Source organism: Mesorhizobium sp. LEGMi-168a (genome assembly GCF_058312955.1).
Genome location: NZ_JBZEGV010000033.1, coordinates 1 through 16,513, shown reverse-complemented (window position 1 = coordinate 16,513; position 16,513 = coordinate 1). Strand labels below are relative to the sequence as shown.

14 protein-coding genes are annotated in these 16,513 nt (G+C 61.3%); 7 read left to right on the top strand and 7 right to left on the bottom strand.

The window, feature by feature from the left end:
* Position 1 precedes the first annotated feature (1 nt).
* The 3 genes from AC4FWB_RS29070 to AC4FWB_RS29060 all read left to right on the top strand — a co-directional run bounded on the left by AC4FWB_RS29070 (position 2) and on the right by AC4FWB_RS29060 (position 5,672).
* Positions 2–1,303, top strand: coding sequence for an HlyD family type I secretion periplasmic adaptor subunit (locus AC4FWB_RS29070; protein WP_491029675.1), 1,302 nt, complete (start codon positions 2–4; stop codon positions 1,301–1,303).
* A gap of 73 nt (positions 1,304–1,376) precedes the next feature.
* Positions 1,377–5,252 carry an SdrD B-like domain-containing protein gene (locus AC4FWB_RS29065; protein WP_491029674.1) on the top strand — a complete coding sequence of 1,292 codons (3,876 nt, stop codon included), beginning with the start codon at positions 1,377–1,379 and terminating at the stop codon, positions 5,250–5,252.
* Positions 5,253–5,384: 132 nt separating this feature from the next.
* Positions 5,385–5,672 carry a hypothetical protein gene (locus tag AC4FWB_RS29060; protein ID WP_491029673.1) on the top strand — a complete coding sequence of 96 codons (288 nt, stop codon included), beginning with the start codon at positions 5,385–5,387 and terminating at the stop codon, positions 5,670–5,672.
* A 147-nt stretch (positions 5,673–5,819) separates the two neighbouring features.
* Here the strand turns inward: AC4FWB_RS29060 and AC4FWB_RS29055 are convergent, their stop codons facing one another.
* From AC4FWB_RS29055 to AC4FWB_RS29045, 3 genes are all read right to left on the bottom strand, one after another.
* Entirely contained in the window at positions 5,820–6,359 is a 540-nt protein-coding gene (locus AC4FWB_RS29055) for a dihydrofolate reductase family protein (RefSeq protein WP_491029672.1), read from the bottom strand.
* Positions 6,360–6,482: 123 nt separating this feature from the next.
* A complete protein-coding gene (locus AC4FWB_RS29050; protein ID WP_491029671.1) occupies positions 6,483–7,718 on the bottom strand; it encodes an outer membrane protein in 1,236 nt (411 codons plus the stop codon).
* A gap of 364 nt (positions 7,719–8,082) precedes the next feature.
* The gene (locus AC4FWB_RS29045; RefSeq protein ID WP_491029670.1) at positions 8,083–9,141 is read right to left on the bottom strand and encodes an aminopeptidase; all 1,059 of its coding nucleotides are present in this window, start codon (positions 9,139–9,141) and stop codon (positions 8,083–8,085) included.
* A gap of 133 nt (positions 9,142–9,274) precedes the next feature.
* On the opposite strand from AC4FWB_RS29045, the gene AC4FWB_RS29040 reads away from it, so the two are divergent.
* Positions 9,275–9,445, top strand: coding sequence for a hypothetical protein (locus tag AC4FWB_RS29040; RefSeq protein ID WP_491029669.1), 171 nt, complete (start codon positions 9,275–9,277; stop codon positions 9,443–9,445).
* A gap of 157 nt (positions 9,446–9,602) precedes the next feature.
* On the opposite strand, the gene AC4FWB_RS29035 is transcribed toward AC4FWB_RS29040, so the two are convergent.
* The gene (locus AC4FWB_RS29035; protein WP_491029668.1) at positions 9,603–9,914 is read right to left on the bottom strand and encodes a DUF3303 domain-containing protein; all 312 of its coding nucleotides are present in this window, start codon (positions 9,912–9,914) and stop codon (positions 9,603–9,605) included.
* 172 nt (positions 9,915–10,086) lie between these two features.
* On the opposite strand from AC4FWB_RS29035, the gene AC4FWB_RS29030 reads away from it, so the two are divergent.
* Positions 10,087–10,257, top strand: coding sequence for a hypothetical protein (locus AC4FWB_RS29030; RefSeq protein ID WP_491029667.1), 171 nt, complete (start codon positions 10,087–10,089; stop codon positions 10,255–10,257).
* 103 nt (positions 10,258–10,360) lie between these two features.
* On the opposite strand, the gene AC4FWB_RS29025 is transcribed toward AC4FWB_RS29030, so the two are convergent.
* The 3 genes from AC4FWB_RS29025 to AC4FWB_RS29015 are packed head-to-tail and all read right to left on the bottom strand — an operon-like array spanning position 10,361 to position 12,968.
* Positions 10,361–11,020: a hypothetical protein gene (locus tag AC4FWB_RS29025; RefSeq protein ID WP_491029666.1), complete on the bottom strand. Its 660-nt coding sequence runs from the start codon at positions 11,018–11,020 to the stop codon at positions 10,361–10,363.
* On the bottom strand, positions 11,020–11,643 hold the full coding sequence (locus AC4FWB_RS29020; RefSeq protein ID WP_491029665.1) for a 7-cyano-7-deazaguanine synthase: 624 nt from the start codon (positions 11,641–11,643) through the stop codon (positions 11,020–11,022). Before AC4FWB_RS29020 ends, AC4FWB_RS29025 begins: the two co-directional genes overlap by 1 nt.
* Positions 11,640–12,968 carry a nucleoside 2-deoxyribosyltransferase gene (locus tag AC4FWB_RS29015; RefSeq protein ID WP_491029664.1) on the bottom strand — a complete coding sequence of 443 codons (1,329 nt, stop codon included), beginning with the start codon at positions 12,966–12,968 and terminating at the stop codon, positions 11,640–11,642. The genes AC4FWB_RS29020 and AC4FWB_RS29015 overlap by 4 nt, the downstream gene beginning before the upstream one ends.
* A gap of 813 nt (positions 12,969–13,781) precedes the next feature.
* Between AC4FWB_RS29015 and AC4FWB_RS29010 the strand changes: the two genes are divergently transcribed.
* Together AC4FWB_RS29010 and AC4FWB_RS29005 are read left to right on the top strand one after the other, a co-directional pair.
* The gene (locus AC4FWB_RS29010; protein ID WP_491029663.1) at positions 13,782–14,828 is read left to right on the top strand and encodes a LacI family DNA-binding transcriptional regulator; all 1,047 of its coding nucleotides are present in this window, start codon (positions 13,782–13,784) and stop codon (positions 14,826–14,828) included.
* A gap of 69 nt (positions 14,829–14,897) precedes the next feature.
* Positions 14,898–16,160, top strand: coding sequence for an ABC transporter substrate-binding protein (locus AC4FWB_RS29005; RefSeq protein ID WP_491029662.1), 1,263 nt, complete (start codon positions 14,898–14,900; stop codon positions 16,158–16,160).
* Positions 16,161–16,513 lie beyond the last annotated feature (353 nt).

Sequence of the window (16,513 nt, the reverse complement as noted above, 5' to 3'; positions counted from 1 at the left end):
CATGGCTGCGTTGGGCACATCCCATACGTCAATCCGTTTCTACATACGGCTTGGGCTCGGAGCCGTGCTCCTGCTTGCCGGAGGCGTCGGCGGCTGGGCTTCGGTCACCGAGATCGCCGGCGCGGTCATCGCTCCCGGCACCCTGGTGGTCGATTCCCACGTCAAGAATGTGCAGCACTCGACCGGCGGCGTCATTGCCGAGATCGATGCCCGCGACGGCGACCGCGTGAAGGCCGGCGACCTTTTGCTGCGTCTCGACCGCACAGTGCCGGCCGCCAATCTTGCGGTGGTGAGCAAGGCGCTCGACCAGCTCGCTGCGCGCAAGGCGCGGCTCGATGCCGAGCGCCGGGGCGCCGACAGCATCGCGTTTCCCCAAAATCTCCTCGATCGTTCCGCCGACCCCGATGTCGCCGAGGCGATCTCCGGCGAGAAACAGCATTTCGAGACACGGCGCACCTCCCGCGCCGGCCAGAAGAGCCAGCTCGAGGAGCGCATCGCCCAACTTGAGAAGGAGATCGCCGGCGACGTCGCACAAGCGGAGGCCAAGAGCAAGGAAATCGAGCTGGAGCAAAAGGAGCTCGCCTCGGTGCGCGCGCTCTGGACCAAGAAGCTGATCTCCATAGATCGCCTGACCCAGACCGAGCGCGAGGCCACGCGCCTCGACGGCGAACGCGGCCAGCTCGTTGCGGCGCAGGCACAGGCTGAGGGGAAGATCGCCGAAACCAAGCTGCAGATCATCCAGATCGACCTCGACCTCAGCACCGAGGTGAACAGTGACCTGCGCGACGTCGACGGCAAGGTGGGCGAACTTTTGGAGCGCAAGGTCGCCGCCGAGGACCAGTTGAAGCGGGTCGACATTCGCGCACCGCAGGACGGCGTCGTGCAGCAGTCGCTCGCCTACACGATAGGCGGCGTGATCACGCCGGGCCAGACGATCATGCAGGTTGTGCCGGACAATGACAGCCTTGCGGTGGAGGCCAAGATCGCGCCCAGCGACATCGACCAGTTATGGGTCGGCCAGTCGGCATCACTGCGCTTTTCGGCATTCAACCAGCGCACGACGCCGCAAATCGATGGCGTGGTCGAGAGAACCTCGCCCGACATCACCACCGATCAGCGCACCGGCGTCAGCTATTACACCGTGCGCATCAAGACGACCGCCGCGGAGGTCGCTCGCCTCGGCGAGGTCAAGCTGGTGCCCGGCATGCCGGTGGAATCCTTCATCAAGACCGAAGACCGTTCGGTGATGTCCTACCTGGTGAAGCCATTGCAGGACCAGATCACCCGAGCCTTCAGACAGTGAGCCCGCCTCGGGCGGAAAAAGCGAAAACAGCAGATACGAAAAGTAACCGCATTCAAAGTTAAGGGGAAATGTCATGGCCGACATCACGGACAACCTGACGGGTGATCCGCTCGCGACGACTGATTCCACGACAACCGGAAGCACCGATCCCGTGCCGCCGCCTGCGATTTCGCTCGACCATGCGGATGCGGACTACGCACCCGGTGAGACGGTGGGAATCACGACCACCAATGTCTCGGATGGCGGCACGTTCACGTTCGAGGTTGCCCACCTCAGCGCCGGCGCTGACGGGGTCCTCGGCACTGCCGACGACGTGCTGGCCTACGATCTCACCGGCACCGGCACGCCCTGGACCGTCACCGACGGTGGCGCCGGCGATCTGGACGGTGTTGTCAACGGCTCGATCCAAACCTCTTGGTATGTCAATGCCGATGCGGCGAACCAGGCATTCGTGCTCACCGCGACCGATGTGGCGACCGGCGCCTCGGCAACGGCAGACTTCACCGATGCGCCGAAGCCGCCGCCGCCGCCGAATCCGCCGACCTACGATCTGACCTTTGCAAACACCGTAACGATCAACGGCGCCATCTTTTCGTCCTCGGATGTCGTCACCGGCGCGGGAACGGGCCTGCTCGATCCTTTCGTCCGAATTTCGACCACGGGCAACAACACGTCGGAACAGGGGTACAACACCGACGCCAACACTGTCGTGCTCGATGATACCACCAAGGGCGGCAGTCAGTATGTCCACTCAGTGAACATTGCCGATATTCCGATTCAATTCATAAATGGTGTCGGCTATTATCGATTTGATCTCGACATCAATGAGTCCAACACTGCCGCTGAACAAAACCTTTCCCTGGATTCGCTGCAGATCTGGCAGGCCAGTGCCGGTGATTTGAGTAATTACACGCCCGGAGCAACTCCGGCTCAAGGCACGGGCGGCTTCCCGGCGGCGGACGGCGCTTCGCTGATCTACAACATGGATGCCGGCGGCGACAAGTTCGTCGGATTGAACGGCGAGCTCCAGCCGGGCAGCGGCAACACCACCGATATGTCGTTGCTGGTTCCCGTCAGTTCCTTCGATCCGACCAAACCCTACATCTATCTCTATTCCGGGTTCGGCTACCAGACCGGCGCCTATCAAGGCCCTACCGAATCGACGCCGAGCACCTGGACGGCTGATTCCGGCTTTGAGGAATGGAATCGCCAGATCGGCCAGGTCATTGACGGCCATAAATTCAATGACCTGAACGCCGACCACGTTTGGGAAGCGGGGGAGCCGGCTCTCAGCGGCTGGACCATCTATATCGACGCCAACAACAACAATCAGCTGGATGCGGGCGAGCCGTTTACGGTCACCGACGCAAACGGGTACTATAAATTCACGGTCACGCCCGGCACCTACACGATCCGCGAGGTGCAGAAAGCGGGATGGTCGCAGGATGCGCCAAACAACGCACAGGGCGAGTTCACCGTCACTGTGGCGGCCGGCCAGGACAGCCACAACAACGACTTCGGAAATTTTCAGACCGGCTCGATCTCGGGCCATAAATATGTCGACGCCGACGGCAATCTCGCGACGACCGGTGACGAAAGCGCGGTGAGCGGCTGGACGATCACGCTCTACAATGACGCCAACCACAACAACATTGCCGACGCTGGCGAGCAGGTGGCGCAGACGACCACCGACGGCAGCGGCTTCTACCAATTCACCGGGTTGCTGCCTGGCGATTATCTGATCAAGGAAGAGGATCGGTCCGGCTGGACGCATCTGAGCGCAGCGCAGATCAACCAGAACAGCCTCGCCTCCGGCCAGAACCTGACCAACCAGGATTTTGTCAACTTCGAGAAGTTCGACATCTCCGGCACCAAGTACACCGACGCCAATGGCGACGGCAGCACGGCGGGCGACACGGGCCTTGACGGCGTGACGATCTTCATCGACGCCAACGGCAACAAGACGCTGGACGCCGGCGAGCTGTCGACGGTCACGCATGACGGCGGTCAGTGGTCGTTCACCGGCCTCGACTACACCTATGCCGGCGACACGGTCTACGAGCAGCTGCCGAACGGTTATGTGCAGACCCTTGGCCAGGCCGGCTACGAGATCGTCGGCACCTCCGGCCACGACCAGACCGGCCTCGACTTCGCCAACTTCGAGAAGTTCGACATCTCCGGCACCAAGTACACCGACGCCAATGGCGACGGCAGCACGGCGGGCGACACGGGCCTCGACGGCGTGACGATCTTCATCGACGCCAACGGCAACAAGACGCTGGATGCCGGCGAGCTGTCGACGGTCACGCATGACGGCGGCCAGTGGTCGTTCACCGGCCTCGACTACACCTATGCCGGCGACACGGTCTACGAGCAGCTGCCGAACGGTTATGTGCAGACCCTTGGCCAGGCCGGCTACGAGATCGTCGGCACCTCCGGCCACGACCAGACCGGCCTCGACTTCGCCAACTTCGAGAAGTTCGACATCTCCGGCACCAAGTACACCGACGCCAATGGCGACGGCAGCACGGCGGGCGACACGGGCCTCGACGGCGTGACGATCTTCATCGACGCCAACGGCAACAAGACGCTGGATGCCGGCGAGCTGTCGACGGTCACGCATGACGGCGGCCAGTGGTCGTTCACCGGCCTCGACTACACCTATGCCGGCGACACGGTCTACGAGCAGCTGCCGAACGGTTATGTGCAGACCCTTGGCCAGGCCGGCTACGAGATCGTCGGCACCTCCGGCCATGATCAGACCGGCCTCGACTTCGCCAACTTCGTGCCGGGCTCCATCCATGGCTTCAAGTTCAATGACTTGGACGCCAACGGCAAATACGATGGAAGTGATACCCCGATGGCGGGCATCACCATCGAGCTGAAGGGCGATGTGGACGGCAACGGCACGATCGATACTGTCGACGTCGTGACCGATGCAAACGGCTACTTCTCGTTCGGCAACCTCCATCCGGGTACCTACACAATCTCCGAGCTGTTCACGGATGGAACGACTTGGGCTGCGACCGTCGATCACAACAACGACGGCGTCGGCGACGCCACCACGACGGTAACCGTGCTCAGCGGACAGGAACTCGTCGCGGTCAGCGGTGAGGAAGGGCAGCTCGACTCGCTGCATACGGAAGTCAATGTCGGCGACGCTCTGACCTTCGGCAACCACAAGCTTGGCGCCCTCGGGCTCACCCCCGGCTTCTGGTACAATCATGAATATGTGTGGGACGCTCCGATCCTCGGTTCCGACACCAGCAACGGCGGCGTGGACGGCAACGGCGTCTCTCTCGCTTCCAAGCTCGCCGCTGCCGGCACGATCTCGGCCCCGGACATTGCCAACAATCTACCCGGCAATCTCGACGTCGATAAGGATGGCCACAAGGATCTGCTGTTCACGGATGCCAGCGGCAAGTCCCTGGTCATCGAATGGGACGATGCCCGCGAGATCGTCGGCGGGGCCAATGGCACCGGCGGCGACAAGCTTGGCGACTTCGTTCGCTATGCGATCACCACGCTGCTCAACGAGGCCGGTGTTCCGAACTTCAACGCTCCGGACGGCATGATTGCCAACATCGCCGACTGGCTGATCGCAAACGGCGGGGTGACGCACAACAAGGACACCAATGGTGACGGCCAGATAACCTCTGCCGATGCCTATATCCTCGACTACAACAATGCCACGGAACCGGGCAAAGACGGCTTCGCCAAGACAGTCAAGGCAAACAGCGCCGCTTGGCAGAACACCGTTGGCGGAGTGCCCTCCGGCAGCCAAATCTTTGCCGATATGAACGCCACCACCGATGGGGCCACCGGCAACAACATGATGCTGTCGCTGAACCAGTCGCACGTTTTCACTGTCCAGGACGAGGGCGATCACTTTGGCATTGTCGCGTCTGCTCTGAATTATTCGGGCAGCTACTTGCAGCTCCACGTCTAAGGAGCTGCGCGCAAATCTCGTCCAAGCACCGATCGAGGGCGAACCGACCTCGCCCTCGATCATTCGGGCCGTGCGGGTGCGATCAACCCCGGTCGTGCCCTATCAATTCAAGGAAGAGCAGAGAAGGCCGATATGAACCAGCGTGCTGAAAAGATCATCGACCGGCCCGACGCACCGGAGATTTTTTGCGATGGCGCCCTTGCCATAAGTTTTCGCCAGGACGTGCTGCGCCTCACGCTTTATTCGGAACGCGTCGATACCGAAGACCGCGCGAACCTCAATCGCGTTGTCGTCGGGCAACTGGCGATGCCGTCGTCGGGTTTCGTCGATCTCTATAATCAGATGACCGCTGTCATGGCGCGACTGACGCAGAAAGGCAAAGTGCGTCAGCGCGAACAGCCCCTGCAACAGCCGTCCTAGAACAAACAGATTGCGCGGATGCTGGGTTCACCAACCGGCATCGAGCTCTAACTATTTGTTTTTACGCAATTCCGGACGGAAAACCGTTCCACACTTTTCCTGGAATTGCTCCAGCCCGGTGATGCCGGGCCGTTAGACTATAGGCGGCTAAGGTTTCGCGACCGGCCCATACTCCAGCGCCACCACGCCATTGCTGAACGGCACGGCTGAGATCAGCTCCAGCGCAAGCGGCTTATCGGCCGGGAACAGCGGCTTACCCTGGCCGACGGCGCCGGGATAGCTGAGCAGCCTGAGGCGGTCGACGAGGCCGTGGCTGAGAAGCTGCCTGGCGATGCTGAGGCTGCCATGCACATAGATGTTGCCGCCGCTTCCTTGCTTCAGTTTGGCAACGGCGTCGGGCAGGGGGCCTCCGAGCAGCTCGGCCGGCTGCCATTCGAGCGCCTTCAGGCTCGTCGAGACGACATATTTCGGCAGCGCGTTGAAGCGGTCGGCAAAATCGCCGGTTTCCTTCGGCCATGAGCCGGCGAAGATCTCGTAGGTCGTGCGACCGAGAAGCATGGCGCCGCTGTCGGCAAGCTCGTCCTCCTTGAACTTGTTCATCTCGTCGTTCCAGGTCACGCCCGGCAGCTTTTCGACCTCGGCAATGCCGTCGACGCTGATGAACTCGGTGACGATGAGCTTTCTCATGATGCTTTCCTTCTTTCAGGCAGCCGCGGGCTGCCGTCATAGGACGCGCGACATCATGCCTTCCCGACAACAAAAAAAGCCCACCGGTGAGGCGGGCTTTTGCTTTGGCTGGAGGGCCCTTGCTTAGTTGAACTTGTACTTGGCGTCGATCCGCACGGTATGGAAGGACGGCGTCGAGGTGATGCTGCCGTCCGGCGCGCCGAGATCCGCCGAAAAGTCGTGCTTCTCGAACTGCGAATAGCGGTATTCGATGCCGACCGTCATCTTGTCCGACACCGCCGTTTCGAGGCCGCCGCCGACCGAGAAGCCGCTCGAGCCCCAATCGATGATATCGCCGATCGGGTCGGAGGCGTTGAGGTCGAAATGCTGCCAGCTGTAGCCGGCCAGCGCATAGGCCAGCGTCGCTTCGTTGACCTTCATGCCGACGCGGCCGAGCACGTCGAAGCCATAGTCGGTGTCGAGGTTGATCTGGCCGCCGCCGAGATCGAGCTCCGAAGTCATGCCGGAGTAGCGCGCGTCGACCATGATGCCGGCCACCCAGCTGCCGAAGTCCTGGTCGTAGCCCAGGCTCGCCTCGCCGAACACGCCCTCGCCGCCGATGCCGTTGAGCTTCACGCCGGCCGGCGGGACATCGATCTGGTGCACGGACGCGCCGGCGCCGAGCCCGCCGCCGACATAGAAGCCGGTCCAATTATAGGCCGGCGTCTCGAAGCCGGTAGCCCCGCCATTGGCGGCGTTGAAGCGGTAGCTGGCGGCAACCTGGAAGGTATGGCGCGAGGTGTCGAGGTTGAGCGCGCCATCCGGCGCACCGAACTGCGAAAGCAGATCGTCCGTGGTGCTGAAGCGCGTGTAGCGGTATTCGCCCTTGAGCGTCCAGTTGGCGTTGATGGCGGTTTCGACACCGGCGCCGACGAAATAGCCACCCTGGTCCCAGTCCATGCCGAAGCCGGCGTTGGTGTCGAGCTTGTATTTCTGCCAGGCGTAACCGCCCAGCACGTAGCCCAGCGTGCCCGGCGTCAAGAGATAGCCGGCACGCATGCCGACGTCGAAGCCGTAGGTCTCCTTGACGTCGGCACCGAGGCCGAACGCATCGAGCGAGGTCTTGATGGTGCCGACATGAGCGTCGAGCAGGGCGCCCAGCAGGAAGCGCTGCGAGACCATGTAGTCGTAGCCGACGGTCGCTTCGCCATAGATGCCTTCGCCGCCGATGCCGTTGAGTGAAATGCCCGGAATGAAATCGCTGCTGATCTCATGCACATTGGCGCCGGCGCCGACGCCGAAGCCGACAAAGAGACCGCTCCAGTTGAAGCCGGACGCCTCGACCGGCTGCACGACGTCCGCCGCATGCGCGGCAGACATCAAAGCGACCGCCGAAACGGCGCCCAATAGAATAGATTTCGCTGAAAAGCGCAGAAACATAGCCCCATACCCCTTTATAAACCCGACGCGTTTCTAGCAGGGGTTGTCTAAATTAGTGGTTGCAGAAATGCCACACCGATGGGCAAACTGCCGTAACGACAGGCAGAACCAGGCGATGCACCCAGAAATGGTCAGGCCGGCTGTGGATAGCCGCGACGGCTGGACCTGCCGCTCGGTTGTAGGCGGACCAGCCGCATAGACTTGCCGCTCGCGCGTATGCCCTCGTGCCGAGCTGCAGCATTTTCCGCGCGCCAGGGGTCTGGCCGCATGCCGGAGTCGGCGGCGGCCCCCGTGCCTGTTCAAGTCAATCGCACGTATCCGCAACCTCAAGCGCTTTGGCTCGGGAAGGTTTGGGCAAATCCGCGATCCGTCGAACAGCAGCGTAGAACCTTGGATAGTCGCCGGAGCACAAGTCGAACAAGCGAAGAAACGCCGGGACCTGTTCGCCGTAGACAGCAGTCGCGGCGAGCTTTGCGTTGTTGATCGGGGCATCGAACCAGGCGTCGTATCCCCGGTATCCGGCCCAGCGCTTGTCGCGCAGTTGCCGGTAGCGCATCCGCAGCCTGTCGATCGCCGCTGCTTTGGCGGCCGCCATCTGCGCCGCGGTACGGGAACTGTTATAGACTTGCCCTAGCTCGTCCCGCGTTTTCGACACCAGTCCGAGAAAATCGACCCTGCGCTTGCGATCGGTTTCGTAGCGGCGCAATGCGGCGCGATCGCCGGTGGCGCGGAGCCATTTCCTCGTGCCGGCGGTTTCGACGGCAACCGCGAAAGCCTCATTGAATGCGGAGTCATCGTTCACGTAGAGGCGCTGATGCGCCAGTTCGTGAAAGACAAGGCTTGCGAGATAGGTGTCGTCCTGACGCAGCATGGTGCTTAGCAGCGGGTCGCTTGACCAGCCCAGCGTGGAATATGCGGTGACGCCTGAGACATAGACGTCCAGGCCTTGCCTATGTAGCTCGACAGCGCTTTCGGTCGCGGCTTTCCGATCAAAGTAACCGCGGTACGGAACGCAGCCGAAAACCGGAAAGCACCATGTTCGGGGCGTCAGCGAGAATTGCGGCGCGGCAAAAACGGCCCAGGTCACGGCGTCGCGACGGATGTCGACATAGCTGCGGTAGCTGTTGTTTTGGGGCAGTGCCAGCTCATCTGTCGCAAACCGTCGTATGGCGCTCGCCGACGTCAACTTGCTGCGCAGCGCCGCGGGCGTCGAAGGATCATGGATCAGTTTTCCGACATTTTTCCGCGCGGCCATGATCTGCACATGGCCCTCCAGCGACTGTGCGTAATAGGAAATGCTCGTGCAGCCGGTCACCCCGGACGCCACGATCACCGCGGCAAGCAATCGAAAAACCCGCTTCACAGCTTGCCCACCGCTTGCTCATCTCCCCCATGGAGCAATGTCTCGATCCCATAGCTCTCAAACAGGCGCGCCGATTTTCGTCAAGATGTGCGGGGGTCGGCGCCGACGGCGACGCGTGGTTCCGGCGTGGCGTATGCGTCTGCCCAACGAGCACCTGCACCACTTCGACCGTGACTCGCTGGTGGCACTGCTCGTCCACTGCGGCTTCGAATGCGTGACGCTGGACTGCTTCGAGGACGGCATCAGACTGCGGCCCGGCGAAGCGGGCCCGAACATTCTGTCGGGGTTTTTTAGGAAGCGATAGGGCAGTTTCCATCCGCGCCTGCGAAGGTAGAGCCGGGCAGGGGGCTCATGCGCGAGGGCCTTCGCGCGCTGGTCGGTGCAGCGGACCCGGCCGATGAGCCCCCATAAATGCAACGCGACAGCGTGCGCTCCGAATGCGCCGACTCTTCGTCGGCCTCTCATGAAGGAAGGTCATCCCGCCATTTGATAGCTTCCATCTCCACGCGGACCGCGTCCGAAACATCAATGACCTGACGGACATCGAATTGGAACGCCGGGAAGGTTGAACACATTTTGTGCGCTACCAGCGGGTCATCTGCCTCAAGCAGCATGCTACCACCCCATTCGCCCACCCGCACCACGAAGGCATGCACCTTGACTTCGCTGGGTATCTCCCAGTGCTGGAAGATTTTCAGGATGCGCTTTTGGACGTTCTCGTATTCAATCGCCGATCCCTGTGGCCTCTCGTTCCAATTTACAAGGTATTTCATAATCTCCTCCCTCTGGGGTGACCGCGAATTCCGAGCCACATTGTAGCTCCCGAGGCGCACTTCCGACCGCCCCTCGTTTCCTCCAATTGAGGTAGGTGAAACGACACGAAAGTCTGAAATCTGCTGGCGTGAGCCTGGCGCCGACGGCGACGCGTGGTTCCGAAACTGGCGTATGCGTCTCCCCAACGAGCAATTGCACCACTTCGACCGCGACTCGCTGGTGGCGCTGCTCGCGCACAGCGGCTTCGAGTGTGCGACGCTGAACTGCTTCGAGGACGGCATCAGGCTGCGGCCCGGCGAAGCGGGTCCGAATATTCTGTCGAGGTTTTTTAGGAGGCGGTAGGCAAGGTTCCATCCGCGGGCGCGAAGGTAGAGTTGGGCGAGGGGCCAGACGCCGACAACTATCGGGGGATAGATCCGAGATGCTCTCGCGCCCTGTGATCCTACTAGAAGACGAAAGTCAGCTGCGGTGCCTGTTGGCGAGCTTCGCGGGACCACACCCATGCGTCGAATTCTCGCCGAGAAATGGAAAGTAGGTCGGCTGCGAAGCAAAATGCATTCTTCAGGAACTCGTAATCGCGGTTATTGACTCCCGCTCGGGCTGCAAAAGTTCTGATGTGACGATCGACGGCGATCGACTCGATTCCCACCAAGCAAGCCATGTAGTCGATCGTCTTAGGGCCCACTCCGTCCAACGATTGGAGGTCGGCGCAGAACGCGGCAGATTTGAGCGCCACGCGAATGTCCTCTGTGGTGTCCACTTTTGCCCTATGCAGAAACACAACCAGGTGTTCAAAACGCTCCACTTTGGTTGAGTGCTGCCAGTCGAGAAGATTCGCAGTACTGCCCTTCTTAACGAGACAGATGAGGGCACTTACTCGGTCCGCGTCCGGAAACTCCTTCAGAATGCGCCCCACGCGCGGCATGACTACCGAACGGTAGCTAAGCCCTGCCTGGAGCACGGCATCCGCGAGAAGAGCTCCGGCGTGTTCATAGGTTGAACGGCGCACATGATATGTGGCCGGGACGCCTTGGGTTGAGGCCAAATCTGCAACTCTGCGTGCCGCCTTCAGCAGTTCGAGCCGGTCGGGTCGAGGTCGCGCCACTATAGTAGTCCCGTTTGCCTAAGCGCTCCTAGGCGTTCCACGCAGTTTGGGCAAGCTCCGCAAGGAAGTTTGCTGGATGCTTGGCAGGAGAATGTCCTGCCGATGGGGACCCCGAGGCGAATGGCCTCTTGGGCCACTTCTGTCTTTGATGAATACCGAAAAGGTGACGTAAACCGCACAGGCCCGACAGCGTCTGTGAGTCCATCAAGCTTGTTCATGAACTCGGCGGTGCAGTCGATCTCCTTGGCGTGGTTGCTGTTGATGAAACCTGTATAGACCTCGAGAATACCCAGCGTTTGTCCTCTCGCAGCAGCTGCAGCATAAAACAGGAGGGTACGATAAGGGATGTAGAGATCATCATCGCGAACATCGTCTTGCCAGAGATCGGCCTCATCAATCAGTCGCGATTTTGATCCACGAAAAAGGCCTGAGATGTCGACTCGTTCAGGACGATTCATACCCGTGGGCAAAACTTCATTCACACGACTCCATTCGGTCTCGACGCAGTGTTGCCCGTAGTCGAAGAATAGCGGGCTCACATCCATCCCTTCCGCATGCAGCGCAAAAGCCACGGTCGTTGAGTCCAAGCCACCGGATGCCAAAAGCATCACTTTCTTGGTCATTTGCGGGCGCCCATCTGGAGCTTCGATAGGGCGTCGAAGATGCCGTTCAAAGAAACGTCGAGGTCGGGCGAGTAAGACGCGCTTCCCGTAACCACCATTGTGTTCCGGTTCTCGTTGCGGGGATCGAAGGTAACAACTGGCTTTCCCATCGCGATTGCAAGGCCAATCTCAACAAGAGTTCCTGGGTCACGTTCGATTGGTATTGCAAAGACTGCTGCACACTCTTCGAGCAACTGCACGTCACTAAAGTAGAAGGATGAGAGGGACTCGATAGGCGTTTCGCGGCTGGCCTCTCCATTTTCTTTGACTGGCCTTCTAACTCGAAAGTTATGGTATTCGAGTGCGGCAACGGCAGTGCTGATCTCTTTGTGATCTCTGTACGAAAAGTCTGGTGCGGCTAGGTAGATCTGCAACTCCGGACGCATATGCCATGGCAAAGTGACGCCGCCCAACCCACGGACGATGTCGACCGGCATCCGGAATTCTCGCTCGACGTCGCGCTGAAGATCGTCTGGCCACGTAGTCTGGGAATAGACCGTCGCAACTTGCATGCCTCGCCAAGCAGCATCTCGGGCACTTCCATCGAAACTGCCAAACACTGCGGTGAAAACGTCTCCGACACCCACCGAGTTCGCCGTCTCCCCCAGGGTGGCCGTAATATACTCGACGTTGCCGCTGCCTATATCGAACAGTCTACTGCCGCCGCGGTTTTCTTTCAAAAGTAATTGCCTTGCTCCAACATTCTTAGCCAAATCTAGCAACGGCGCGACATCCCTCGATGCAAGCTTTGCGAACAAGCTTGAGGATGTCGAAATTACCAGGGAGTCGATCCGGTCTGTAAGCGATGCAAGAGAGGTCGCGTCGTCTACGTCGTACGCAACATCAATTGTGATTCTAGCGTCTGGCCTGAGTTGATTGATCACATCTCCCAACTCATAGCGTCCCGGGAAGATGACGACGGTGTCAAACCGGCGCAAATCGATGTGACCGCGACTTGGAACAACTCTTCTCTCGTCGCGCAGGATGTCTTCGTAGCCTTGGTGCCCCACCTCTCTCACGTCAGCAATTGCGATCACGTTAGGCGCACCGGTTACCTCCCCGAGCAGGACAAAATCCCGACACCCGTGCTGGGTCAGGTAGCCCCGCGCTTGTTCGACCAAGTAAGCTGGGCAGAATGCTCCAACGGCGTAGTCTCGCCCACTAGCCCATAAGCCACGAGCTGCGTGGACGACACCGCCGAGTCGCACCTTTGCTTCGGTGGTGCGCGTCGGCATCGTGAAGTCGACCGTGACCTCACCGATCAGTATCGGGATAACGTCTGGCATCTAGCCAGCCACAAAATCAGCTTGGATTTGGGGATTGGTGCCGTTTGAGGATGCGGTCACGACGCCCGTATATGTGAAACCAGCCTGCAAGCAACGTGCAAGGTAGTTGAGCCGTGTGGGTAGCGACCCAACCGACTCCGTACCTGCAACAGCTACCACCCGGCCCTTGACCTCGACCGTAAGCTGAGTGCCAACCGGGGGCGCGGAGCCGTGGTTCTTATAGTAATCATGGCTAGCTACATCCTCGAGGCTCGCGGTAAAAGCCTCACCGCACTTGTCTGAGCCACTGGAACCACCGGAGGATCCACTGCCCGATCCAGTCTTAGGCCTGCCAGAATAGTCGCTAAAATTTCCTGATCCACTGCTGCCCATAAATCACCCCTCGATTTTGAAATAGAGTATCTCCAATAGGTCGGCCGTATCAAGTATTCAGTTACTAAATGCACAGCCTTCTGTTGGACGATGTTCCCGTATCGGCCAACCCCGTTTGCCAACTCCCGTCACTTCGGGGCACGCATAGGTGTATGCGACGGCCCCAGAGGCGCTCAAGGTCGAGGTGAGCTGTGATATGTGAGTCCGGTGTCCGCTTAGCGGGGCAGACACCTCGCGGCCATTCCGGCCGTCCCGAATAAGGCGCTTCCGGAATTGGGCGGGCAGCGCGCCTATACCGCCCCCTTGCCAACCTCCCCACCTTCCCCTAGTCTCCCCCTGAGAAAACCTTTTCCCAAATCGCTCGGCGCTCGTTGACCTCACCCGTCATCACTGTGCAGGGCGGTAAGAGAAAACCTTTTCCCAACTAAGGATTCGCCGCGCGTGTCTTCCGATGCCTCGCCAGTCTCCGCCAAGCCGCCCGTCACCCTTCGTGAGGTGGCGGCAGCCGCGGGTGTCAGCGTGGCGACGGCGTCCAAGGCGCTGAACGGGCAGGGGCGCATGACGGCGGAGACGCGCGAGCGCATCCGCGAGACGGCGCGGCTGCTTGGGTTCCGGCCGAACAGCCTGGCGCAGAGCCTGCTGCGCAAGCGCTCCTTCACTGTTGGCCTGCTCACCAACGATACCTATGGCCGCTTCTCGCTGCCGCTGATGGCCGGCGTTTCGGATGCGCTGGTCGACAATGGCGTGTCGGTGTTCCTGTGCAATGTCGAGGACGATACGCGCCTCGGCCAGCTGCATGTCGAAGCCATGCTCGACAAGCGCGTCGACGGCATCATCGCCACCGGCAAACGCATCGACCGCCATCTGCCCGTCGATCTGTCCCACCTGCGGGTTCCGGTGGTCTATGCCTTCACCCAGCCGGACCCCGGCGCGGTCGGCCTCGTCTCCGACGATGCCGGCGGCGCGCGGCTCGCGGTCGAGCATTTCTGCCGGCTCGGGCGCCGTCGCATCGCGCATGTGAGCGGCCCGGAGGGCTTCGCGGTGGTGCACACGCGGGCTGAGGCCTACCGCGACGTTCTCGAGGAGAACGGCCTGCCGGTCAGCGAGCCACTGCTTGGGGCCTGGTCGGAAGCCTGGGGCCACGATGCGGTGTCAAAACTGTTCGGTAAGGCGGGCAGGGAAGGGTGGCCGGACGCGGTCTTCTGCGGCAACGACCAGATCGCGCGCGGCGTCATCGATGCGCTGCGCGAGCGCGGCATCCGCGTGCCCGACGATGTCGGCGTCATCGGCTTCGACAATTGGGAGATCGTGGCCGAGGCGACGCGCCCGCCGCTCACCTCGGTCGACATGAACCTTTCGACGCTCGGCCGCGAGGCCGGGCTCGCTCTGCTTTCGCTCGTGGGCGGCCAGCCGGCCGCGCCGGGCATCAGGAAACTGCCGTGCCGGCTGGTGGTGCGTCAGTCATGCGGCCGTCCTCCGGGCGGTTGAAGATGTGAAGGAAAAGGTCGTCGCGCGTCCGACCCCCGCGGGTGGCACGACCAAACTGGGAGGAGAACCATGAGGAGGAATAAAGTGAAGATCTTGATTGCCAAGCTGGCTTTGGCCGCGGCCGTGATCGGCGGCAGCCTGCAGGCCGCGTCCGCAGAGACCGCCAACATCTGGGTGCGCGCCGACGGCTCGAACTTCATGCCGCGCATCGTCGACGCCTTCAACAAGGCGCATAAGGACCAGATCAAGCTCGACATCATTCCGAACGCCGAGATCATTCCGAAATACGGCGCCGCCGCCGCCGGCGGCACCGCGCCCGACGCGCTCTCGCTCGACCTGATCTACACGCCGTCCTTCGCCGCCGCCGGCCAGCTGGAGGACATCACCGACTGGGCGAAATCCTTGCCCTATTTTTCCAGCCTGTCGCCGGCGCATGTGAAGACCGGCACCTATAAGGGCCATATCTACGGCCTGCCGTTCTCGGCCGACTCTTCGGTGCTGATCTGGAACAAGAAGCTGTTCAAGCAGGCCGGCCTCGACCCCGAAAAGGGGCCGACCAACTGGGCCGAGATCGAGGCCGACGCCGAGAAGGTCAACGCGCTCGGCGGCGACATCAAGGGCTTCTACTTCTCTGGCAATTGCGGCGGCTGCAACATCTTCACCTTTACGCCGCTGATCTGGGCCTCGGGCGGCGACATCCTCTCCGAGGACGGCTCGAAGGCGACGCTCGACAGCCCGCAGCTGCGCGGCGCGATCGACCTCTATCGTTCGATGGTGAAGAAGGGCCTGGTGCCTGAGGGCGCGCAGACCGACACCGGCTCGAACTTCTTCGCCGCCTTCGCCGGCGGCAAGATCGGTATTTCGCCATCCGGCGCCTTCGCCATCGGCGCGCTCAACACCCAGTATCCGGACATCGACTACGGCATCACCTTCCTGCCCGGCAAGGACGGCGGCTGGTCGTCCTTCGCCGGCGGCGACAATTTCGTCGTCACCAAGGGCACCAAGAAGATCGACGTGGTGAAGGAGTTTTTGGACTTCGCCTATTCGCTGGAGGGCCAGACGATCCTCGCCAAATATGGCAGCCTGCCGGTGCGCGGCGACATCGCCAAGGACGCGCTGAAGGATCTCGATCCGCGCTACCAGGTGGCGGCCGAGGCGATGGCCAAGGGCAAGACCCCCTATACGGTGGTGTTCAACGACCTGATCAACTCCGCCAACGGCCCGTGGACGCAGATGGTCAACGAGGTCTTCTTCGGCGACGATGTCGACGGCGCCATTTCGAACGCGCAGGAAACCATGCAGTCGATCATCGACCAGGCGCCGCAGAAGTAGACACCAGGGCTAGCCGGCGGCGAGGATCGCGCAACGCCTCGCTGTCGAAAGCTCTGACCGGCCGCCCGCCCCGTCTCCCTGGCCGGGCGGCCGGATGTTGCATCGCTAAACGGTAGGACGGTCGCGTTGGACAGCATAACGTCATTTGGATCACCCGTTCGAGGCGTCAGCGGATTGGCTCCCCCTTCTCCCCTTGTGGGAGAAGGTGGCCGAGCGAAGCTCGGTCGGATGAGGGGTGTTCCAGCTTGGCGATACGTTCGAAATCGCCGCTGCCTCATTTCTTCCAACACCCCTCATCCGTCTCGGCGCTGCGCGCCGACCCACCTTCTCCCACAGGGGGAGAAGGGGAAGGC